Here is a 21,526-nt window from a genome sequence, read left to right as displayed (position 1 = left end):
ATCAGAACCCTCGGTTGATGAAGTAATCGGTAATATCGGTCAGGAGCTGTTTCTCTTCGGAGTCGGGGAGGATGCCGAGCGCCTGTTTTGCCACGTTCGCCCGCTCGAGGGCGACGGCTCTGACCTCGTCGATGACCCCCGCCTCATTGAGACGTCCGATGATCTCATCGATATCGGAGGCGGAGAGTTCCCGCCTGTACGGCGTAAGGTCGAGTCCCTTCTCCCGCGCACGGATCGCGAGCAGGGTCTGTTTCCCCTCGCGGATATCCGACGCGCGGTCTTTCCCGGTCGCTTCGGCGCTTGCCAGAAGGTCGATGAGGTCGTCCTGGATCTGGAAGGCAATACCGCTGTTGATGCCCCACTGGTAGAGTGCGTCGATCTCCACGGGGGAAGCACCGACGAGAACCCCGCCGATGGCGGCGGATGCTCCGTAGAGAACACCCGTCTTCTTCTGCACCATCTCGAGGTACTCTGCCTCGGTCACGTCGTCGCGCCTCTCAAACGACATATCGAGGCTCTGGCCTTCACAGATCTCGGCGCAGGTCTTGCCGAGCATCCGGAGTGCATGCACCTTGGCACGGTCGCTTGCTTCTGCTACTGAGAGGAACTCAAAGGCCTTCGCATACAGGACATCCCCCGCGAGGATCGCGGTCGGTTCATCCCAGACCGTATGCACCGTCGCCACTCCCCGCCGGGAGGTATCGCCGTCCATGATATCGTCGTGGATGAGCGTGAAGGTGTGCGTCAGTTCGAGCGCTACTGCGGCGAGCATCACGTCGTCGGAACTTCCTTTCTTCACGGCGTCGGCCGATAAGAGAACGACGGCCGGCCGGAGGCGTTTCCCGCCTGCAAGCAGCAGGTGGGCGCTGGCCTGGAAGAGATCGCCAAAGACGTCTCCGAAGTAGCGGTAGATCACTTTATCGACACGGTCTGCGGTCACATCAAGATACTGCGTCAGCTCCATGGACAAACCTCTTACTTAATCAGTACACTCTTTCCGTTCCGGAGAATGTGCATATCGTTTCCGAGCGTGTACCCGATCTCCTCACCGAACCGTGCATACCCTCCGGTCATGCCGATATCCCCGTGAGAGGGGACGACGTGCTGCGGGTTTAAGATATGCAGAAGCTCGTAGTGATCCTCGCGGTACGAGTGGCCGGAGACGTGCAGTTCATCGAAGATCCGCACGCCGGACATTTTGGCACGTGCCTCGACGAGGTACCGCTGCCCGTAGTTCATCGGGTTTGGGATCACCTTTGCCGAGAAGAGGATCTTATCGCCCTTCTCCATCTTGTAGGGCGTATCACCCATCACGATACGGGTGAGGATTGCTCCCGTCTCCCCCTGGTGTCCGGTGACGATCGGGAGGAACTTCTCTTTCCCCGACTTCATAATCCGCCGCAGCGTCCGGTCGACCGTCCGGCGGTTTCCGAACATCGAGAGCGTCTCCGGAAACGCGACGAGTTTCATCTGCTCCGCCGCAGAGCTGTAGCGCTCCATCGACCGGCCGAGGAGAACGGGCTTCCTGCCGATCTCGTGGGCGCATTCGGCGATGGTTTTGACACGGGCGATGTGCGATGAGAAGGTCGAGACGAAGAGTGCGTTCTTGTCGTCCTCGTAGCTCGTGATCGTATCGCGGACAAGGTCGCGTGCAATCTTCTCGCTCGGGCACCGGCCTCGATCGTCCACGTTGACACTCTCGACGATGAGTGCGAGCACGCCCTCTTTGCCGATCTGCCGGAGGCGTGCGAAGTCCGGCGGGTCGCCGAGCACGGGCGTCCGGTCGAGCTTGAAGTCATTCGCGTAGATCACCGCACCGCGGGGCGTGTGGAGCACGCACATGACGGTATCGATGATACTGTGCTGGGTCTTGACGAACTCGAGCGTAAGCGTCGGCGAGATGGTATAGCGTTGCCCGGCTTTGAGGGCAAAGAGTTTGTTGTTGACGCCGAACTTCTGCTCACCGGCGATCTGCTGGCGGATAAGTTCCGTGGTATAGGGCGTGCTGATGATCGGTGCGTTGTAGCGGTGGGCGAGTTTCGGTATCGCGCCGATATGATCGAGGTGTCCGTGCGAACAGACGATCGCCTTGACGGTTCCCTCCACCGTGTTCATTATTGTGTCGTCGGGGATCGCCTTCATCTCGATCAGGTCGAGAGAATGCATATTTTCGATATCTGCATCCTCGTGGATCATGACCTGATCCAGCCGGAGACCCATGTCAAAGACGACGATCTCTTTTCCGCAGCGGACGGCAGTCATATTTCTGCCGACTTCGTTATAACCGCCCACTGCCAAAATCTCTATATCCATGTATCCTCCTGTTTCGTTTCAATAACTGTTTTCAATCATCTGCCGGGTTATTCCGGTTATGTACACGTGCGTTCTCCGGAGATCCTGTACGGTTCTCGAACCCGTCAGGAACATTGTTACCCGGAGTTGCCGGTGGATCGTATCGATGGCTGCAAAGAGTTCGTCTTCACCCTGCATCGCCGGTTTGAGCAGCGGGAGTGCCATGCCTCCGAGGCATGCCCCGAGGGCGACTGACTTTGCAATATCAATCCCGCTGCGAAGGCCTCCGGTTGCAATGACGGAGCCGCCGGTGCTGCAGACTTCACGGAGGCTCACGACGGTCGGGATTCCCCATCCGAGGAAATCCTCGCCGAGCCGGGCAAGTCCGACGTCGGATGCGCGAAGGCACTCGACGGCCGCCCAGTTCGTTCCTCCCCATCCTCCGATATCTATGGCAGCCGCTCCGGCACCGTAGAGATCCCGGGCGGTCGCTGCCGATATTCCAGAGCCGGTCTCCTTCACGATAACCGGGCGCTTAAACTCCCTGCAGAGGTTCCGGAGTGCTTCGAGGCATCCTCCCGTATCGTGATCCCCCTCGGGCTGGATTGCCTCCTGGAGTGGATTTAAATGAATGGCGATGGCCTGTGCATCGATCATCTCGACGGCCCGCTCTGCCCATTCTATACCGTGATCGCGCAGCTGGATGATTCCGAGGTTCGCACAGAGGAATGCACTCGGCGCTTCCTCGCGAACCACGGAGAAGCTGTCTGCAAGATCCGGGTTTTCCAATGCCGCTCGCTGAGAACCTACGCCCATACCAAGGTTGAAATGCTCCGCGGCACGTGCCAGGAGCTGGTTGACCTCCATGGTATCGGGGTGTCCTCCGGTCATCGCTGCAATGAATAACGGTGAGCCAAGGGGTGTGTTGAGAAAGCGGGTGCCGATATCGATCTGCTCCATATCGCACTCCGGAAGAGCGTTGTGTGCCAGGCGCACGTCTCCGAAACCGGCATCGCCTGCTTCGATGGCTCTCTCGCAGCAGATCCTCAGGTGCTCTTTCTTTCGTGAGGACGTCGGCGTGGTATGCTCCATGCTACCTGCTCCTCCCTACAATCGTCCCGCCGTGGTCGACTCCGTCCAGGAATGCGCCGACCTTCGAGACGTGGAAGATATTCGACTCTATGCCGTCGTCTGCAAGGGTCAGCAGTTCGGCGATCTTTCCCTGCATCCCGCCGGTCACGTCGGTGTTGCCCGACCCGCCGATGGCTATCGCCCCGATGCCGGCACGGTCGATCGCCGGAATGACGGCTCCTTCTTTCAGGACGCCCGGAACATCGGTCGCGAGCCCGACACGGCTGTTCTTCAGCCGGCGTGCCAGATACAGAACGAGTTGGTCTCCGGAGACGATACAGGCGCCCCGGTTTCTATCCATGACAACATCGCCGTGGAGCACCGGTACGATACCGTGGTTGATCATCTCCTCGATATGCCCGGTCTCGAACGCGACGAGCCGTCCGTTCTCAGCGAGTCCCATATCAAGCGGATGAAGGCCGAGAGCTTCGAGCCCTGCAGTGCGCAGCGTTTCGACGATTGCGGTATTGAGCCTGCAGACGGCGGCATGGGTATGGTAGATCCCGGGTGTGTTCCCGAGTGTGAGACCCTCCCCGAGCCGGTAGCGGCGCGCCTCCGGATGGCCGCAGGAGCCTGCACCGTGGATCAGGACGATCCCATCCGCTCGGCGTGCGGCGATCTCCGATGCGATCGCCGTGATGCGAGCGTGATCTATTGCGCAGTCTCCCGACTTGTCGGTGACCACGCTGCCACCCAGCTTCAATACCACGGTGTCAGTCATTCTTCTCTCTTCTGGCGCCTTCCGTATCGATGGAGGTGATGATGGCTCTGCCCTCGCAGGACTCTATCGCACCTGCTACCCTGCTCTTTGCGCGCCGCGGGCAGAGTGCGATGATGCTGCCTCCGCCGCCGGCACCGGTAATCTTTGCGCCGTATGCACCGGTTGTCCGTGCGGCGAGAATGAGGCGGCTGCTTGCCGGATGACCGACGCCCAGCGCTTCAAGAAGTGCGTGATTGATGTCCATGCACCGGCCGAGCTCTTTGGGGTTTGAAATGTTATGGAGAGCAGTCATGGTGACCGCTCCGATGGCGTCGAGGATAGGATTGATAATATCGGGATGCCGTTTGCGCTGAGCCCCGACCATCTCGACCATCTTCGACGTGCTGTGCGAGACAAGCGTGTTCCCGACGACGAGTTGCAGGTTCTGCGGAGGAAGCCTCCGTTTCGACGAACCGGTGATCAGCACGAGGCCCCCGGTTGCGGAGACATAGGTGTCCGTAGGGCTTGCCCGCCCTCTCTGAACCTTTTTTTCGATGTTGAAGGCAATATCTGCGATAGCATCCCGCGAGTGACCGAGATTGTACTCGTCGTTGATCGCACAGAGTGTCGCCACGGTCACGGCCGCGGATGACCCGAGCCCACTTGAGCTCTGCAACTGGGAATGGACATACACGCTCCCGCGCACGCCCATCGCTTTGAAACACTCGTCGATATACGGAGACTTTGCGTGTGTGGGGTTTTTCGATTTGCGTACGGTGACAAACACGCGCGGTTTGATAGCCATCGCTACTCCCGGCTTGCCGTAAACGACAGCATGCTCGCCGAAGAGGAATACCTTCCCCGGCGCGCTCCACGTTGCCACTCTAGATCACCGCTATCGCTGCGTACCCCACCACCTGATCATAGTCTCCTGTCACGTCGCCGCTGGTTGTATAACGCAGAAGCTGACCCTTCGTTGCCCCGAGCGTCCGGGAGGCGATGCACATTGCCGCAATAGGGCCGTATCCACACGCACTTGCTCCCACTTCGGCCAGGCGCCGGTAAAACTCCGGGATATCGAGCGCTTCAAGCGCCTCGATCGCATAGAGGTCGTGTTTCCGGGCTGTGGCGTCCGGGACGTAGTGTGAAAAGTCACTTGATGCAACAATCCTGACATCACGCCCGGTCCGGCCGGTTGCCTGCACGATATGCCCGGCAAGGGCGACCGCTCCCTCGTAACTCTGATCGCCCATCATAATCGGTGCGATCCTCGCGCGGGGGAACCGATATTTGATGAAGGGCATCTGCACTTCGAGCGAATGCTCGTTCTGCTGCGATGCCTCGTCGACGTCGATCTCGAGTGCTTCGATGAACGCCGTATCGGTGTCGACAAGGCCGAGGGGTGTCGCCCATGGTATGGCGGAGGTACCTGTCATGTACCCCCGGTGACTGGGACCAATAAGAACGAATGTACCGTCGAATTCAGGCGGTATGGCGGAAAAGGCACAGGCTGATGTCTCACCCGAATACACGTATCCGGCATGGGGGGAGACGATGCCCCGTGCATCGAGACCCGCTGCCCTGGTTTTGAAGAACTTCTCAAGCAGCTGCTCGAGGTGGCGGGGCTCCGCAGGATAAAACGTACCTGCTACACTGCATGGGCGCATACTGATCAAGCTTGTGTCTCTATGCCTGCTATCTTATAACTCTGTCTCAAAGTCTTCCTGAGTGAGGGAGGTCGAGATCCCCCGGGAGCGCAGCATCTCCTTGGTGAGGAGGTAGTAGATCATACTGAGCGCCTTTCTGCCTTTGTTATTGGTGGGAATGACGATGTCGACGAACTTGGTCATGTTGTTGGTGTCGCAGAGTGCGACGATCGGGATCCCGGTCTGAACCGCTTCGGTGATGGCCTGGTGGTCGCCGATGGGGTCGGTCACGACGATGACATCGGGCTCGATGTATTTGTTCAGGCGCTGGTTTGTCAGCATACCGGGGATGAACCTGCCGACGACGGCCATGCCGCCGATGGTCTCCGCAAACTTCCGTGCCGGGTACTGACCGTACTGCCGGGAGGTGACGACCAGGATCTTCGTCGGGTCGAACTGGGAGAGGAATGTTGCGGCGGTCTTGATCCTCTCGTCGGTAGCCTGAATGTCTAAGATATACAGTCCGTCTCCGCGTACCCGGTAGATGAACTTCATCATATCCTTGCTCTTCTGCTGGGTACCAATGTGCACACCCGCTGCCAGATACTCTTCGACTGGGATGAGTGGCTCTTTTAACTCGATTTCCATCTCGCTTCCGCTCATTAGATCAGCTCCTCAATACGTATCAATTCGTTCAGTTTGCTAATTCGCTCTCCGCCTACGGCACCGGTCTTTAAGAAAATGCATTCAAACGCGGTGGCAAGGTGAGCGATGGTGTTATCGGTCGTTTCGCCCGATCGGTGGCTCATGACGGTCTCCATACCGTTTGACTGTGCGAGGTGAATGGCCTCGAACGTATCGCTGAGCGTTCCGATCTGGTTTGGTTTTATCAGCACGCAGTTTGCCGCATGCTTCTCGAGACCACGCATGATCCGGTCGACGTTCGTTACGAAGAGGTCGTCTCCGCATATGAGGCAGCGGTCACCGACCATATCGGTCAGGTCTGCAAACCCGTCGAAGTCTTCTTCGGCCAGCGGGTCTTCGACATACACGAGATCGTACCGGTCGACGAGGTCGGCCATGTAGGCAACCTGCTCTTCGGGGCTCTTTGCACCGTCACGGTAACGGTACTGCTCACCGTCGAAGAGCTCGCTTGCGGCAACATCGATGCCCATGTTAATCTCGACGTTCATGTCGTCGGATACGGTACCGACGGCTTCGGTGATGATCTCAAATGCTTCTGCGTCCGCTATCCGGGGCGCCCATGCACCCTCGTCGCCCTTTCCGCAGCCTTTGCCCCGCTTCTTCAGAAGGTCCTTGACCGTCCTGTGGACGGCTGCGTTTGCAAAGACTGCTTCCTGTGCATCTGCAGCGCCCGTAGGGACGACGAGAAACTCCTGGATCTCGGTGGCATCGGTGGCATGCGCTCCGCCGCCGATGACATTTCCAAGGGGCAGAGGTGTTCTGCCGGCGAATGCTCCGCCGAGGTACCTGAACAGTTCGAGGTCGAGAGAGGATGCGGCCGCCTTTGCGCAGGCAAGTGAGAGTGCTACTGCTACGTTTGCACCGATAGAACTGAAATCAGCAGTACCGTCGAGCTCCCTGAGCAGTGCGTCGAATGTGATCTGATCGCGAGTGTCCTCGCCGATGAGTGATGGAATCAGGTGCTCCTGTGCGTTCTCTACCGCATCCCGGGCCGGCCGGACTTTTGCCTCATAGGTTCCGGTACTGGCGCCGCTCGGCGCTGCTGCCCGTCCAAACCCGCATGCAGTATAGATGTCGGCTTCGACGGTAGCGTTCCCGCGGCTATCCAGGATTGTTCTTACGGTAATCTGTTCTATGGACGTCATCAGATCACTACTTTCTCTTTACGGTGATAGGGATTACGCCGCACTCAAACTCCTCAAGCGCAATCTCAAGCGGTTCATTTTTGGCGGTGTTGATAAGGAGCGGCGCACCCATCGATATCTGTAGAGCCCGGGCACCAATGATCCGCGCTCGTTCATATCGAGTATACGATTCCATCATACGTCCTCAAAATTCGTTAATAATGAAAATGGGGTCGCTGAGATTTGAACTCAGGTCACAGCATCCCGAACGCCATAGGATGGCCAGGCTACCCCACGACCCCTCACTGGTATGGATTCAGATCCTCCACAATTTCCTTGTGTGTCAGTAACATCCGCCTGCAGCAGTAGCGTTCAAGGCCGAGATCGTCGAGGATCTGTTTAGGATCCTCGCCGGCGTTACGCCGCTCCTCGAACTCTTTCCACCTGGTGGATATGACTTTACCACAGGTAAAACATCGTACTGGTATCATATTATTGTACCTGATTCCTTTATAGCCTTTACGATTTAACGGTACGACTTCTGGAACTTCTTACGGGCACCGCGACCGTGCGGCTTCTTCGTCTCTTTCTGACGTGAGTCATTGACGAGCAGCGTGCGATCGTAGGTCAGGAAAACGTCCTTGATCTGGGGGTCGTTGTGCCAGTCAACGATACCGCGCGCAATCGCCGTGCGGACTGCTTCTGCCTGTCCCATCACGCCGCCGCCGTGGACGTCGATGTTTGCGTCGATCCCGTCGAACGCCGTCGGTATGAGCAGCAGGGGCTCAGAGATCTTCATGCGGATGAGCTCGGTCCCGTAGATCTCGAGGGGTACGGAGTTGATGCGAATCCTGCCGTTCCCGCTCTTCAGGGTCGCCCTGGCGACTGCTGTCTTTCTCTTTCCGCTCGTATTTATGATTTTTGCCATTGCCATAATATCACCGGTTAGTATTTGGCTCCGAGGTAGGTGCTGACCGCATCGAGAGTCACGTACGCCGAGCTGCTCAGCCGGTCGATGTGCGCCTTTGGAAGGGACTCCATTTCCTGCCCCTCAAACTCCGGCGGCACACCGACGTATACCTTGATCTTCTGGAATGCGGCGATTCCCCGCTCCCGCTTGTAGGGGAGCATACCGCGGATGGTACGCTTCACGATGTGATCGGGCCTGCGCGGGAAGAACGGACCGCCTTCACGCGAGCCGCGCTTCCTCTTCTCGTCGTAGTGCCCGATGACGTGCGCGCGGGTACCGGATATGATGGTCTTCTCAGCATTTACAATGGCAATCTCTTCTCCCTCGAGTGACCGTTTGGCAACGGTGCTTGCCATTCTTCCAAGCAGCAGTCCGCTGGCGTCGATGATTGTAACCATGTCGTTCACCTGAGAATCCGCACGCGGCTCCCCGTCGGGTTGTCCCGGACGAGTTCCTCGATGGTCATGCAGGTACCGTCCGCTCCGGTGATCTTGCTCACCGCAGACTCGGAAAAGTTCAGCGCGGCAACCTTCACCGGAAGGTCTAATAAGCCGCTGCCGAGCACTTTGCCGGGCACCAGGATCGTTTCTCCCTCATTTGCATATCGCCTGATCTTGCTGATGTTTACTTCAGCGTAGTTCTGGCGGGGGGAATCCAGCCTCTTTGCAATCTCACGCCAGATCTTCGCCTCGTGGGTGCGTGATGCATCTTTGAGCATCACGATAAGGCTGGTGAGGCGTGGGTTTGTCTTGTTAACTGACTTCTTCATCTGCACCCTCTCCCGTAATCTCCGTCAACACTTCTACCAAGTCGTCTGATTTATTCTGGATATATTGCAGCGCTCTCTCGATGATCTCGCGGACCGGCAGGGAACCGTCGCCTTCGACGACGAAGATAAACCTGCTTTCATCAGCCCGGATATGGATGGCAGACGTATCGCCGATCCCGCCGGCAAGGCAAGCTTTTTCGCAGAGTTTGCACATGGAGCAGAGCTCGAGGCGTCCTTCTGCGACCTTCACGCCGCTCTGTACTGCCTCAAGCACGTCCCGGGGGCACTCTTCGATGCACATGCCGCATCCGTCGCAGTTCTCGTCGATGACGATGACCGGATAGTTCTTAAAGCCGCAGACAATGGTCGGTTGCCATTTTGCATGCTCTTTGCCGGTACTGACGACGGCATGCGCCTCGAGTACGATCTTCTGGTCACTGGCCAGTTTGATGATCGGGATCTCGTCCTCTGCCGGTGCGGCTTCGGGGTCCTGGGGGATCAGATCCCGTGAATAGACCGTCCGCGGCCCCTCGACGCTGAGCGTATAGGTTGCCGTACAGACCGGACACCCGAGTTCGTCGCAGGTGCACTCGTCCTTCCTCGCGTACCTCTTGAGGTCCGTCCTGAGGGGGATGAGGCCGAGGCGGTGCGTCAGCATCTCGTCAAAGAGGACGCTTGTATTGTCGTAGATCCGCACATCCTCGATGGCGAGCGTCGGAACCTCGCTGATCATCGCCCGTCTGAACGTATTGGCAAACGCGGGGCTTGCTCCGCTCAGCACGAACTTCGCGACTCTCTCATCAAGCTGAGCAAACGCAATATCCATTAAACTCTCCTGCCTCTCCGTCCGCCCTTACCGCGGATTCCGTCGTGCGGCACCGGAGTGACGTCTTCGATACGACCGATCCTCATGCCTGCACGAGCGAGGGCACGGATGGCTGCCTGAGCTCCGGGGCCGGGGCTGCGCTGCTTCCCGCGACCGGGTGCACGAACCTTGACATGGACGCCGGTGATACCCTTGTCCCTGGCGTTCTGTGCGACCTGCGTCGCCATCTGCATTGCTGCATACGGGGAGCTCTCGTTTCTGTCCTGCTTTACCACCATACCGCCGCTGCTCTTGGTGACGGTCTCTGCGCCGGAGAGATCGGTGACGGTGATGATGGTGTTGTTGAAGGAGGCGAAGATGTGTGCGATGCCCCACTTCTCTTTATCCGCTGCCATTCTTATCTCACTCCTGCACGTGCAATCCGGTCACGTTCGGGGTGAACCTCGTTCGTGAGCGGGGAGGGGCCGTAATATCCGAGTTCGCTTTCTTCGCTTCTGGAGACGCGGTAGCTCGGGATGGTTACCCTGCGGCCGTTGATGGCGATGTGGCCGTGGGTGATGAACTGGCGTGCCTGCTTCGAGGAGCGTGCAAGCCCTTTCCTGCAGACCATGGTCTGGAGGCGGCGGTCGAGCTGCTGCTCGACTTTGAGTGCGAGCACGTTGTCGATGTCGGCGCTCTCTCCCACGAGGCCGTAGCGGCGCAGGTGGTTCATGAGCTGGTCGCGCTTCTTCTCGTACTCGTCCTGGTGCGTCGCTCCGGCAGACCGTAAGGCCACGAGTTCACGTGCCGCTTTACGGTACTTTCTGATGACGCTCTGAGCCTTCCAGATCTCACGCTTGTTGCGCAGGCCGTATTCGATGACCAGACGCTTCTCGTCTTCGATCCGCGTCTTCTCAAAGCGCCTCTTCGGTGTGGCGTACTGTTTGTGGTTCTTTCCTGGATATCCCATGCTTTACACCAGCGTTATGCTTTCTTCCTCTTCACACCGACAGTCGTGCCAGTTCTACCCGTGGACTTGGTGCGCTGACCTCTGACCTTCTGACCCGTCTCGTGCCTGATGCCGCGGTAGCAGCGGATCTTGCGCATGCGGTTGATGTCCTCTTCCTGCATCATGACAAGGTCGTTGCCGAGGAGGTGTTTGGACTCGCCGGTGTAGATATCCTTCGGGCGGTTAACCATCCAGGGTGGAACCGTGGCGGTGTATGCCTCGACGGCATCTGCAATCCGTGCGACAGAGTCGTCGTCAAGCTTTCCCATAATGGCACGCGCATCGACTGCAGCGAGCCGGGAGATCGTCCGTGACGTGTGGGGTCCGATTCCCTTGATCCCGGTCAGTGCAATCTGCACTGCCTTGGTTCCATCGAGATCGGTATTCCTGATCCGAACAAAGTATTTTATTTCTTCTTCATCCATGAAATCGCCTCTTGACAGATGGTGTCAGTGGTTGCAATCGTTTGGAAGCGCTGAGGGAGGGATTTGAACCCTCGAGTCCCAGGGGGACACAGGTTTAGCAAACCTGCGCCATACCAGGCTTGGCTACCTCAACATAGAATTTCGCATCACTCGACACTCGCAACACCGCTTGGTGTTGCTCCAGACACAGCTTTCTATGACTTGTGCTTTATATCGTGTGCGGGATTCAGTAATAATTGTTGTGGTGTTAGGGTTTGGTTCTCGCCCGCTTCACTCCGCTTCCGAGCAGGCCTGAGGTAATGATGGGGAGTGCGATGGTTGCATCGCAGAAGCACTGGACGCGGGGAGACTGCGGTGCCTCCTTGCCCCAGCTGATCGCCTCCTCGAACGTACACCCGGAAAGGCCGCCCCAGTGCGGCGCGTCGGTGGTATACTGTATTGCATAGGCGTGCCCGCCGAGATTCTGATCGTGGATCGACGCGATCACCTGGGTCTGCTGGATGAAGTTCTTCGGGACGCCGCCGCCGACGTAGATGACGCCGGTCTTCTCTGCATCCTCCACGATCTTCGTGATCTCGTCGGTATCGGCGATCTGATCGACATCAATGGAGATCCCCTGGCGCCGTGCCATGACGAGTCCGATGCCGATCGAGGAGTCGCAGAGGGCGGGGATGAAGATCGGGACGCCATGCTCCGCGCAGGTAGCGACGAGCGATCGGCCCTCCGGCCGCTGCTCCATGAGCCACCGGCCGAGCCGCTCGATGAACTCCCGCGACGAGCCTTTGAACGGCGCGAGTTCTCCGGCGAACCGCGCGATCTCTGCATCGATCTCCCGGAACTGTCCCTCGTATGCAAAGACGTCGTAGATCCTATCGATCCCCTGCTCGAAGAGCGCGGAGTCGTCGGCGTGGTGGTGCCCGAGGTAGTGGCGTACGCCGAGGTGTTCGCATGTGTCGTGGAATATGTTCGCGCCTGTCGAGACGATAACGTCGACGAGACGGTTCCTGACGAGCTCGATCAGGCAGTTCTGCATGCCTGCGGGGATCATTGCGCCGGAGAGCCCCATAAGGATGGTGCACTCCTCGTCTCGAACCATATCCGTCCAGATACCGAGAGATTCTCCGAGTTTTCGTCCCTGAAAACCCGTTTTACTCATCGACTGAAGGAGAGCCGTGACGTTGACGTTCGGTTCGACTGGCTGCGTTGGTTTCATGGCAAACTCCGCTATGGGGTTTGCCATTCCGTGCTATTAATGATTGGCACAATTCCCTGTTTCTGCCGCAATGGGGGAAACCGTCCAAAGGGCACAGGTATCTGCCATCTTCGCGCAGAACCCGGAAGAAAAAAGTGATGATTCTGGAAGGTTTTACAACGCCTGGATCAGCGAGTTTCGGGTGACGACCCCGATCACTTTTCCGTTCTTCGTGATCGGCATCGAGCCGATGTTCTTCTTGAGCATCAGGTCGATGACCTCCGAGACGCCCGTATCCGACGTGACGGAGACGAGCGGCGAGCTCATGATGTCCCGGACGAGGAGGTTTCTGATCCGGTGGTCCTGGTACTTGTCCTCGACAACCTCTCTGAAGGAGTACATCGCCTTCGCGACGTCGGTCTCGGTTACGATGCCGAGCGTCGTGTCGTTGTCGTTGACGATGAACCGGTCGATGTTGTCGTCGAGCATCCTGCGGCGGAGGTGCACGGCACGCTCTTCTGCCTGGATGGTGTATACAGGTTCCATTACGTCTGCAAGCGTTCCGGACGGGCGCAGTACGCGGAGGATGTCTCCCGCTCCGACCTGACCGATGAGCCGGTGTTCGCTGTCCAGCACCACGACAAGTTTGTAGCGCTGGAGCAGGGGTACCAGGACACCGAGGTTCTGGTCGGGATAGGCGGAGGTGAAGTCCTCTTCGACGGTGTTGGCGACGTGAATGGATGTCGGCGAGATCGTGGAGTTCTTCCTGCTTCCGAGACTCTCGGCGATAGCCGCACGGGATGTCGTACCGACAACGGTGCCGTTGTTGGTGACGATGAGCGGATCGTTTCCTTCATCGAGCATCTTCTTGAGGGCTTCGCTGACGACTGCGGATTTTGCAATGGTGATGGGGCGTGACATTACGTCTTTGACCAGTATCTGAAATCTCTCGCTCATTTTGCCACTTCCTTGATGATATCATCTCGCTTGATAATTCCCTTGACCTCTTCGCCGTCGACGACGACGAGGCTGTTGATGTGATGCTGGAGCATGGTGGCGACTGCTTCGCCGAGTGATGTCTCCGAACCGGTGGTGATCACCGGGCGGCTCATGATATCCTCCGCGACTGCAGACACTTCTGTGACGTATCTGAAGCGTTTTCTCCCTGCAGGCTCGGCTTTCCGAAGATGTGTGACATCTTTGGCCGGCAGGTTCCTCTTCTCGTCCAGGTATTCGAAGAAGGCGAGGTTGCTCTCCGTGATAATACCTGCCAGGCTTCCATTATCATTAACGACGATGAGTTTATCACTGTTCCCTTTTAGCGTATCGATAATGTGATCCAGTGAATGATAGCGGTTGACGGTGACGGGTTCCTCCATGACGGCATCGACATGGCCGGTCAGGCCGCGGATGTGCGCGGAACGCATGAGATCGGACTTCGTTACGATTCCGGTAACGCTCCCTTCTTCGATGACCGGCAGTCCGCTTATGTCCCGCTCGAGCATCGTTCGTGCAATCTCCCGGGTGTTCGTCTCGGGGGAGACGGTGATCGGTTCCGGCGCCATCAGGATACTGACCGGGATTCGGTCGATGGGTCTCCGCCGCCAGATCGGTTCGGTCTGCCGCAGGCCGTAGGCGATATCCTTCTTGGTCAGAATCCCTGAGAGGGCGGTGCCCTCCATGACCGGCAGACGGGAGACCCGGTGCCTGAGCATGAGGTTGCGGGCGTGCCCGATGCTCTCTGCCGGTGCCACGACATAGACCGGGGACGTCATTACGTCAACTGCGTGCATCTCTTTCACTCCTCTAAGAATGCCTTCACAAGATCGTACTCGGTCACGAGACCGACAAGATGCGAGTCTTCGATGACCGGCATTGCACCGATACGCTGCCGGAGCATCTCGACGGCCGTATCGTGGATGTTCTTCTCCGGTGTTGTGGTGTGGAGGTCCCCGGACATGAGGGCGCGGATAGGGAGTCCCATGACGTCGCCGGCGTCCCCGGTGACCAGTTTCTCAAAGACCTGGCCCTTCCCGAGGTAGTTCATGATATCGGTGGCGGTGATGATGCCGCAGAGGACGTCGTCGCTGACGACCGGGAGTCGCCGGAACTGGTGTCTCACCATCTTGCTGCTGACCTCGCTGACGGGGCTGTCGGGCCGGGCGACCCGCACCGATGTGTTCATAATCTCCTCCACGGTCTGGGTCGAGTGCTCCGTCGCGAGAACCTTCATGACATCCCGCTCTGTGACGATGCCTTTGAGGTTTCCGTCGGTATCGACGATGGGAACACCACTGACGTTCCTGTTTAAGATGATGTCGACGGCATCGGCGATGTGGGCGCCGTCGCTGAGGGTGATCAGGTACGGGGTCATGATCTCCCGGAGGCTCTCGTTGATCGCCGCAAGGAAGTTCCCTTTGTGCTTGACGGAGACCAGGTTGTACTTGTCGCCACCGCCCATGAAGTTGATGATATCGCTGTTCGTGACGATTCCACGAAGTTTACCGCTTCCCGCATCGGCGATCGGGAGGCGGCGGAATCCTTCACGGGTCATGACCTCGACGGCCTGGATGATCGGGGTCGTCTGGGGAACGGTGATGACGTCCCTGGTCGCGTAAGCCATGATTTCGCCGTCCTGCTCAGCGATCCGGGATTTGAAGTTGACCGGGCCGCGATGGAGTTTTCCTGGCATCTTCAGTAGTTTATCGGCCTGTTTCTTCTTCTGGTCATTCTGGTGCATAGTGATCCTAACCTCCTTTACGTTGAGAATGCTTTCAGCACATCGTGCCGGTCGATGATGCCGACGAGGTGCGTCCCGTCCACGACCGGAAGCCTGCTGATATTATGTTTGACCATCAGGTCGGCGGCGGCCCTGGCCTGGTCGTCCGGGGAGACGGTGACGACCGGTGTCGTCATGATCCGCTCGACGGTGTAGTCCGCCCCGTTCTTCACTGCGGTTCTGACGCCTCCCGCACGCAGAAGATCTCTTCGTGAGACGATCCCGATCAGTTCTTTCTTCGCAACGACCGGGAAGGCCGAGAAACCGCTTGCCGTGATGAGGCTGTAGACCCCGGCTATCGGGTCGTGCGGCGCGCAGGTGACGACGTCGCGTGACATGATATCTGCTACCCGGCCGCGGATCTCACTCCGCGAGGCGAGTACCGGGAAGAGATCCGAGAGAAGCACTCCGCCGAGAACCTTTCCGTCAGCATCGGCGACTGCTGCGCTGTTGGTGATAGTGCTTCTGATTGCGCGAGCGACCTCTTCAAGAGGCGTCTCGGGACTGACTCTGGCTGCTTCCTTGACGAACCCCTCGACGGTGACGTTCGACTTCGTCCCGGTTACCCGGAGGACATCGGAGATATCCACGTATCCGAGCAGGTGTCCGCGGTCGTCAGTGACATAGAGTTCGCGAAAGACATCTTCCCGCAGGATACTGCGTGCTTTCGTCGCAAACTCATCGTAGCGGAGTTTCGGTATGTTCACCATCAGATTTGCAGCGACTTTCATATGATTCGATCCTCCTCCCTGCAGACCGGGCAGAGCATCAGGGCGTCGATGCGCAGAAGGTCGTCCGACATATTCCCGCACCGGTCGCAGACTCCCATTGCATACTCCTCCTCGCGGTTGATCTCGATGAGATCGGCCATGAGTTCGTTCATCTCGTTTGCTACCGTGAGGATGTCCCGGACGGTCACCATGCCGATGACGGTCTGGTTCTCGACCACGGGCAGCCTCCGAACCCGGTGCTTCACCATGATGTATGCGGCGTCGGCAACCAGTTTGTCGGCACCTATGGTGATGAGGGGGGTGCTCATTATCTCGCTGATGTGTGCACTGCTCGGCTTTTTGTCCTGTGCAACAACCTTGCAGTTGATATCTTCTTCGGTGATGATCCCTATCGGGAGGTTATCTTTCAGGACGATGCAGCTGCCGACTTCGTCGCGGCACATTGCCCGGGCTGCATCTGCGACCGTTTCTCCTACGTCGATTGTCGTTGGGTGGCTTCGCATCACCTCGCGGATAGGAACGCGTATCTCGAAGCGGATTGAGTCGTTGTGGTTCGCCATGAAATTCACCCTATATGGTCGCTCTTTTAGCTGATCCTTCAGGTTCACCTGTATCTAGGATTCAGCAGTATAAAAGAATTCTCGTGGCAAGCGAAGGGACTTTCGTCCTCGAATCGGATTAAATCACCTGCAATTACATATAATTATATTTATTTACGAGTGGCATAGTGTTACTAAGTAGTGTAAAAACTAGAGGAGATGAGGGTGCAAAATGACGTTCTTGGTACGTACAAAGCAGAAGATTTCGCAGTTTCTGAAGACGTTCTTCAGGAAGCGATCTTCCCGCATTGGTATTTACGGTCCCCCCAATGCCGGCAAGACGACGCTTGCCAACAGAATCGTGCGGGACTGGACCGGAGATGCTGTCGGGCCGGTCAGTGAAGTTCCGCACGAGACACGCCGCGTCCGCAGGAAGGAGAATATTACCATCACCGGCAACAACGGTAACTCCGTCACGATCGATATCGTCGATACGCCCGGGGTCACGACGAAGATCGATTATAACGAGTTCCTCGAGTACGGCCTCGAGAAAGACGACGCGGTCAAGCGGGCACGGGAGGCGACCGAAGGGGTTGCCGAAGCGATGCACTGGCTTCGGGAAGATATCGACGGCGTGATCTATATGCTCGACTCGACGCAGGATCCGTTCATGCAGGTGAACATCATGATGGTCGGCATCATCGAGAGCAGGAAACTTCCCGTCCTCATCGTCGCCAACAAAAACGACCTTCCCGATGCGTCGGCAGCCCGGATCAAGAGTGCGTTCCCCCAGCACCCCGTCATCTCGATATCGGGTCTCGAAGGGAACAATGTGGAAGAGCTGTACGAGAAGATGGCGGGCTACTTTGGGTGATGGATATGATACAGGGTGTACAGATTGACCTGATCTCTGCAGAACGTCTCGACCGGTTGACGGCGATGGAGAAGATCCGACTGATCCTTGACGATGTCATGGAGGGCAATATCGTCGTCCTCGAGCGGGGTCTCGCCCCCGACGAGCAGAGTAAACTCATCGAGGTGACGATGCGGGAGATCACCCCGGACGGGTTCTCCGGGATCGAGATGGAGACGTATCCTCTCAAGGATGCAGGTGGATTTTTCGGCCGGCTTCTCGGCGGGAAGAAGAACGATAGTCGCCTGACTGTCATCGGGCCGGCAAATCAGCTGAAGATGCTGAAGAAGGAGAAGGATCTCATCAGCGCGTGGATCTCCTCAAGGTGAGTCCGGGATGCCTCACAAGTGTACGCAATGCGGCAGGGAGTTTGAAGACGGGTCGACGAAGATCCTGAAGGGATGTCCGAGTTGCGGCGGGAAGAAGTTCCTCTACATCCGCGAGGCGCACCGGCACGATGATGTGCTCGAGGAGAAGACCATCGAGGAGATCGCGGAGGATACCGGGGCGGATGTCCTTGAGGTGAAACCCTCCGGAGCCTCGCGGCAGGTTGAGGTCTACGACCGCGTCGAGAGTATCCGCATTCTCGGTCCCGGTTCGTACGAACTGAATATCGAGAAGATGGCGCAGAGCGACGAGGTCGTCGTCCGTCTCGACCGTGAGGGGAAATATATGGTGGATATCCTCTCAATGGCAAAGAAGAAGAAAGAATAGCGGAACCAGGAGCCGCATCAAATCTGAAGATATTCTACTCTCTTTTCTTCCGGATTTCCACTCCGAAGGTATAAATCTCCTGACGACGATATATCGTGCAGAAGACTCCACTACGTGAGGCCAGGGCACGGTCACCGGCAGAGCCGCAGGGGCGCCATGCTTCTCCTGTGTTCGCTTGCGGGCAAGCACCTTTCACTCTTCAACGATTGCCAGCCGGTTTTTGACCTATATGCCTCTTACAATGGTGTGTGCACGGAGAGTCACACGGAGGAAACAGATGAAGCCACGATACATCTCATCACTCGATCAGATCGACGGATTTGGCGTCCATGCGCCCGGCGATCTCTCAAAAATTACCGATACGTTTGCTTTTCGGGCGAACGAATACTACCTCTCGCTTATCAACTGGCAGGATACGGCCGATCCGATCCGCCGCCTTATCATCCCCTGTCCGGAGGAGCTCGAAGCGTGGGGGAGGCTCGATCCCTCGTCCGAAGGGTCGTATACCGTTTCGCCCGGACTGCAGCATAAATACCGGGAGACCGCTCTCCTGCTCGTGAGCGATCTCTGCGGCGGGCTCTGCCGCTACTGTTTCCGCAAACGCCTCTTCATCAAAGACGGACGCGAGGTGAAGAAGGATGTCTCGGCCGGGCTTGCCTATATCCGGGAGCATCCGGAGATCACGAACGTCCTCCTCACCGGCGGCGACCCGCTCATCCTGCCGACCGGGCAGCTTCGCGGGATCATCGGCGAGCTGCGGCGGATCGACCATGTCCGGATCATCAGGATAGGGTCGAAGATGCCGGCGTTTGATCCCTATCGGATCGTCGACGATCCCTCCCTCCTCGATCTCATCCGCGAGTACAGCACCGAGGAAAAGAGGATCTACATCATGGCGCAGTTCAACCACCCGCGGGAGCTCTCCGAGATCGCCCGGCAGGCGATCGGGCTTCTGCAGGATGCCGGCGCCGTTATCATGAACCAGACGCCCCTGATCCGCGGGATCAACGACGATCCGGAGGTGCTCGCCCTGCTCTTCAAGGAGCTCTCGTTCATCGGCGTCGCCCCCTACTACGTCTTCCAGTGCCGCCCGACCGTCGGCAACAAGACTTACGCCGTGCCGGTCGAGGAGTCGTACCAGATCTTCGAGCAGGCACGTGGCAGCTGCTCGGGCCTCGCGAAGCGTGCCCGGTTCGTGATATCCCATGCGACCGGCAAGATCGAGGTGGTGGGCAGGACACCGGAGTATACGTTCTTCAAGTATAACCAGGCGGCCGATCCTGCGAACATCGGGCGGTTTATGGTCTACAAGAGCAATCCGGAGGCATACTGGTTCGACGACTATACAGAGCTCGTCGACGAAGGGCAGATCCTTGAGTAGTGGGATTCTGTAACTGTATATCCCATTTCTCTGCCTTCTGCAGAGGCGGGTCGTGCGAGGTGAGACGACCCGCCTTCGGTGCAGGCGGCAAGCGGTCAGGCCACCCTTCTTTTCGTCCCGGGTTTTTTCTGACTTTTGACGGCTTCCGGGCTCTATTTCGCGCTAACCGGCTTGATCTTAGAGTCTTTGCCGGTTATCAGCCCTACCTTCTTCAGATCGTTCAGGACCCCGTTCACATACTCCTCGGTCAGGATGAACGATGCTGAGTCCTGTTCCTTGTTCAGGACGGCATCGAAGGAAAGCGACTCTTCCAGGAGTTCCTCCCTGCTCGCGCGTCCCCGTTCTTCAAGAACGGTCATGATGCGTTCGATGATGAACTGCTTGAAGGCGATGGTCGTCCGGAGGATGTCGACGTCGTCTTCATCGACGTCCATGCCGTCGAGAGCATCCCAGAGCGGTTCGGGGTCGTCGATCAACATAATCTCCGGTCCGAGCGAGGCGATGTAGCGCTCCTCCGCGATGACCGTGATCTTTACGTCAATCCCGTATTCGCGAAGCGTTCCGGGCTCGACCTCGACGAAGGGATGCTCGGGGCAGTAGGTGTACGCCTCCTCGGGCTCTATGGTTCCGACGAGGCGGAGCCCCTCATCGGTCTCTTCGACGAGCCCGTTCTCCTCGAGCAGAGCATTGATCCCGATCGCGGTGATGATGGCGTCGGCCTCTTCCGGGTCAGGCTCTCCGGCCTCTTCACCGGTTGCCATCTTCCCGATGATGGTGGCGAAGTCCTGCATGAGTGACCGTTCGGGGATGATCGCGCCGACCGGGTGCTCGTCAAAGAACTGCCGGAGGTTCTCCCGCCTCCGCTCAATCCCCGCCTTCATGGTGACGGAGAGTGCAACGAGATCTGCCATCTCGGGGTCGTCTTTGTGGCGGTCAATCTCCCGATCCAGCAGTTTGAGAAGATCCTGTATTCTGCCGTGAAACATCGTCTCGGGGATGATCGCATGCTCCGTCCTGACCTTTCCGCTGCAGCCTGCAGCGCGAACGTGTTTTATGAACTCCTCCGCATCTGCTTTATCGGAGAAGATCAATTCTTCTTCAAGAACCATTGGTCACGTCTCGGATGGATTGCGATATAACCGTATCGTATGTGGTGGGGGAGTGCATCGCCGTTCGTCTTGCTGCTTCACCGATGATCGTGAATCTCCTGGTCACGGCACTCTTATCGTCGCGGCAAAACTTGCCGTAGGTCAGGCCCGCGGCGAATTCCTCGATCTTTGCGAGGACACCAACGACATCCGGGAGATAGGAGGATATACGATCTCATGCGCCGAGGAAGTCCCGGGTATCCTGAAAAGACATCGCCCTCCCTGATTGTCATCCGACAGTCCCCGGCTGCCACCGGAGACGGTTTGCAACATTTGCAACCCGGTTGCAAAGGGGGTTGCAATAGTGGTTGCAAAGAGATCGAGGGCGGGTTTTCTCGACAATCAAGGGGGAATTCGAAAAATAAGGTATACCGAAAGAGATCGAACATGACACTATGAGGTCGTTTGCAACAATTTCTGGATCACACAGTTCGCCCGATCCGGCTCCATCGGAAGAGCACCCTGGCCGAGTGCATGAACCCGTGATGCTGTGTGTTTTCGGCTCGGTTGCAAACAAAAATATCGAAAATAGCAATGCATCGGTAAATCGAAA

The 21,526-nt window shown here is 57.7% G+C and carries 29 protein-coding genes and 2 tRNA genes; 4 read left to right on the top strand and 27 right to left on the bottom strand.

The features are described from left to right. Position 1 precedes the first annotated feature (1 nt). The 25 genes from ABH15_RS13430 to ABH15_RS13310 all read right to left on the bottom strand — a co-directional run bounded on the left by ABH15_RS13430 (position 2) and on the right by ABH15_RS13310 (position 16,838). On the bottom strand, positions 2-964 hold the full coding sequence (locus tag ABH15_RS13430) for a polyprenyl synthetase family protein (RefSeq protein WP_128695104.1): 963 nt from the start codon (positions 962-964) through the stop codon (positions 2-4). An 11-nt stretch (positions 965-975) separates the two neighbouring features. Further along, entirely contained in the window at positions 976-2,313 is a 1,338-nt protein-coding gene (locus tag ABH15_RS13425) for an RNase J family beta-CASP ribonuclease (RefSeq protein ID WP_128695103.1), read from the bottom strand. 18 nt (positions 2,314-2,331) lie between these two features. After that, the gene (gene fni / locus ABH15_RS13420) at positions 2,332-3,384 is read right to left on the bottom strand and encodes a type 2 isopentenyl-diphosphate Delta-isomerase (RefSeq protein ID WP_128695102.1); all 1,053 of its coding nucleotides are present in this window, start codon (positions 3,382-3,384) and stop codon (positions 2,332-2,334) included. Between the two features lies 1 nt (position 3,385). Continuing rightward, entirely contained in the window at positions 3,386-4,144 is a 759-nt protein-coding gene (locus ABH15_RS13415) for an isopentenyl phosphate kinase (protein ID WP_128695101.1), read from the bottom strand. After that, positions 4,137-5,006, bottom strand: coding sequence for a mevalonate kinase (mvk, locus tag ABH15_RS13410; RefSeq protein WP_128695100.1), 870 nt, complete (start codon positions 5,004-5,006; stop codon positions 4,137-4,139). Before mvk ends, ABH15_RS13415 begins: the two co-directional genes overlap by 8 nt. Position 5,007: 1 nt before the next feature. Next, on the bottom strand, positions 5,008-5,796 hold the full coding sequence (amrB, locus tag ABH15_RS13405) for an AmmeMemoRadiSam system protein B (protein WP_128695128.1): 789 nt from the start codon (positions 5,794-5,796) through the stop codon (positions 5,008-5,010). Positions 5,797-5,823: 27 nt separating this feature from the next. Beyond that, on the bottom strand, positions 5,824-6,432 hold the full coding sequence (rpsB, locus tag ABH15_RS13400) for a 30S ribosomal protein S2 (protein ID WP_128695099.1): 609 nt from the start codon (positions 6,430-6,432) through the stop codon (positions 5,824-5,826). After that, entirely contained in the window at positions 6,432-7,619 is a 1,188-nt protein-coding gene (gene eno / locus ABH15_RS13395; protein WP_128695098.1) for a phosphopyruvate hydratase, read from the bottom strand. The genes rpsB and eno overlap by 1 nt, the downstream gene beginning before the upstream one ends. A gap of 7 nt (positions 7,620-7,626) precedes the next feature. Next, positions 7,627-7,794, bottom strand: a complete 168-nt coding sequence (locus ABH15_RS13390; RefSeq protein WP_128695127.1) for a DNA-directed RNA polymerase subunit K — start codon at positions 7,792-7,794, stop codon at positions 7,627-7,629. Between the two features lie 32 nt (positions 7,795-7,826). Then, a tRNA-Pro gene (locus tag ABH15_RS13385) sits at positions 7,827-7,900 on the bottom strand. Further along, complete coding sequence (locus tag ABH15_RS13380) at positions 7,901-8,089, bottom strand: DNA-directed RNA polymerase subunit N (RefSeq protein WP_128695097.1); 189 nt, start codon at positions 8,087-8,089, stop codon at positions 7,901-7,903. Between the two features lie 35 nt (positions 8,090-8,124). Next, positions 8,125-8,526, bottom strand: a complete 402-nt coding sequence (locus tag ABH15_RS13375; protein WP_128695096.1) for a 30S ribosomal protein S9 — start codon at positions 8,524-8,526, stop codon at positions 8,125-8,127. A gap of 17 nt (positions 8,527-8,543) precedes the next feature. Continuing rightward, entirely contained in the window at positions 8,544-8,966 is a 423-nt protein-coding gene (locus ABH15_RS13370; RefSeq protein ID WP_128695095.1) for a 50S ribosomal protein L13, read from the bottom strand. A 5-nt stretch (positions 8,967-8,971) separates the two neighbouring features. Further along, positions 8,972-9,337, bottom strand: coding sequence for a 50S ribosomal protein L18e (locus ABH15_RS13365; RefSeq protein WP_128695094.1), 366 nt, complete (start codon positions 9,335-9,337; stop codon positions 8,972-8,974). Then, entirely contained in the window at positions 9,321-10,163 is an 843-nt protein-coding gene (locus ABH15_RS13360) for a DNA-directed RNA polymerase subunit D (protein ID WP_128695093.1), read from the bottom strand. Before ABH15_RS13360 ends, ABH15_RS13365 begins: the two co-directional genes overlap by 17 nt. Then, entirely contained in the window at positions 10,163-10,558 is a 396-nt protein-coding gene (locus ABH15_RS13355) for a 30S ribosomal protein S11 (protein ID WP_128695092.1), read from the bottom strand. The genes ABH15_RS13360 and ABH15_RS13355 overlap by 1 nt, the downstream gene beginning before the upstream one ends. Positions 10,559-10,560: 2 nt before the next feature. Continuing rightward, positions 10,561-11,112: a 30S ribosomal protein S4 gene (locus ABH15_RS13350; RefSeq protein WP_128695091.1), complete on the bottom strand. Its 552-nt coding sequence runs from the start codon at positions 11,110-11,112 to the stop codon at positions 10,561-10,563. A gap of 14 nt (positions 11,113-11,126) precedes the next feature. Beyond that, the gene (locus ABH15_RS13345; protein WP_128695090.1) at positions 11,127-11,576 is read right to left on the bottom strand and encodes a 30S ribosomal protein S13; all 450 of its coding nucleotides are present in this window, start codon (positions 11,574-11,576) and stop codon (positions 11,127-11,129) included. Between the two features lie 48 nt (positions 11,577-11,624). After that, positions 11,625-11,709, bottom strand: a tRNA-Ser gene (locus tag ABH15_RS13340). A gap of 114 nt (positions 11,710-11,823) precedes the next feature. Then, positions 11,824-12,789 (bottom strand): deoxyhypusine synthase, encoded by a 966-nt coding sequence (locus ABH15_RS13335; RefSeq protein WP_128695089.1) that lies wholly within the window; start codon positions 12,787-12,789, stop codon positions 11,824-11,826. 153 nt (positions 12,790-12,942) lie between these two features. Beyond that, positions 12,943-13,725: a CBS domain-containing protein gene (locus tag ABH15_RS13330; RefSeq protein ID WP_128695088.1), complete on the bottom strand. Its 783-nt coding sequence runs from the start codon at positions 13,723-13,725 to the stop codon at positions 12,943-12,945. Next, positions 13,722-14,561 carry a CBS domain-containing protein gene (locus tag ABH15_RS13325; RefSeq protein ID WP_128695087.1) on the bottom strand — a complete coding sequence of 280 codons (840 nt, stop codon included), beginning with the start codon at positions 14,559-14,561 and terminating at the stop codon, positions 13,722-13,724. The genes ABH15_RS13330 and ABH15_RS13325 overlap by 4 nt, the downstream gene beginning before the upstream one ends. 5 nt (positions 14,562-14,566) lie before the next feature. Next, on the bottom strand, positions 14,567-15,508 hold the full coding sequence (locus ABH15_RS13320) for a CBS domain-containing protein (protein WP_128695086.1): 942 nt from the start codon (positions 15,506-15,508) through the stop codon (positions 14,567-14,569). Positions 15,509-15,525: 17 nt separating this feature from the next. Next, positions 15,526-16,278 (bottom strand): CBS domain-containing protein, encoded by a 753-nt coding sequence (locus tag ABH15_RS13315; RefSeq protein WP_128695085.1) that lies wholly within the window; start codon positions 16,276-16,278, stop codon positions 15,526-15,528. Beyond that, positions 16,275-16,838 (bottom strand): CBS domain-containing protein, encoded by a 564-nt coding sequence (locus tag ABH15_RS13310; protein ID WP_128695084.1) that lies wholly within the window; start codon positions 16,836-16,838, stop codon positions 16,275-16,277. Before ABH15_RS13310 ends, ABH15_RS13315 begins: the two co-directional genes overlap by 4 nt. Positions 16,839-17,049: 211 nt before the next feature. On the opposite strand from ABH15_RS13310, the gene ABH15_RS13305 reads away from it, so the two are divergent. From ABH15_RS13305 to ABH15_RS13290, 4 genes are all read left to right on the top strand, one after another. Beyond that, positions 17,050-17,691 carry an Era-like GTP-binding protein gene (locus ABH15_RS13305; RefSeq protein WP_128695083.1) on the top strand — a complete coding sequence of 214 codons (642 nt, stop codon included), beginning with the start codon at positions 17,050-17,052 and terminating at the stop codon, positions 17,689-17,691. Between the two features lie 5 nt (positions 17,692-17,696). Next, positions 17,697-18,059, top strand: a complete 363-nt coding sequence (locus ABH15_RS13300) for a DUF2073 domain-containing protein (RefSeq protein WP_128695126.1) — start codon at positions 17,697-17,699, stop codon at positions 18,057-18,059. 7 nt (positions 18,060-18,066) lie between these two features. Further along, entirely contained in the window at positions 18,067-18,444 is a 378-nt protein-coding gene (locus ABH15_RS13295; RefSeq protein WP_128695082.1) for a Zn-ribbon domain-containing protein, read from the top strand. A 277-nt stretch (positions 18,445-18,721) separates the two neighbouring features. Then, positions 18,722-19,825 carry a KamA family radical SAM protein gene (locus ABH15_RS13290; RefSeq protein ID WP_128695081.1) on the top strand — a complete coding sequence of 368 codons (1,104 nt, stop codon included), beginning with the start codon at positions 18,722-18,724 and terminating at the stop codon, positions 19,823-19,825. A 152-nt stretch (positions 19,826-19,977) separates the two neighbouring features. Here the strand turns inward: ABH15_RS13290 and ABH15_RS13285 are convergent, their stop codons facing one another. Both ABH15_RS13285 and ABH15_RS14165 read right to left on the bottom strand, forming a co-directional pair. Then, on the bottom strand, positions 19,978-20,934 hold the full coding sequence (locus tag ABH15_RS13285) for a hypothetical protein (RefSeq protein ID WP_128695080.1): 957 nt from the start codon (positions 20,932-20,934) through the stop codon (positions 19,978-19,980). After that, on the bottom strand, positions 20,924-21,100 hold the full coding sequence (locus ABH15_RS14165; RefSeq protein ID WP_394342504.1) for a hypothetical protein: 177 nt from the start codon (positions 21,098-21,100) through the stop codon (positions 20,924-20,926). The genes ABH15_RS13285 and ABH15_RS14165 overlap by 11 nt, the downstream gene beginning before the upstream one ends. Positions 21,101-21,526: the final 426 nt, after the last annotated feature.

Origin of the sequence: Methanoculleus taiwanensis (assembly GCF_004102725.1) — an archaeon.
Classification (GTDB): Archaea; Halobacteriota; Methanomicrobia; order Methanomicrobiales; family Methanoculleaceae; genus Methanoculleus_A; species Methanoculleus_A taiwanensis.
The sequence above is the reverse complement of the archived record's forward strand: the minus strand, read 5'-3'. Positions and strand labels throughout refer to the sequence as shown.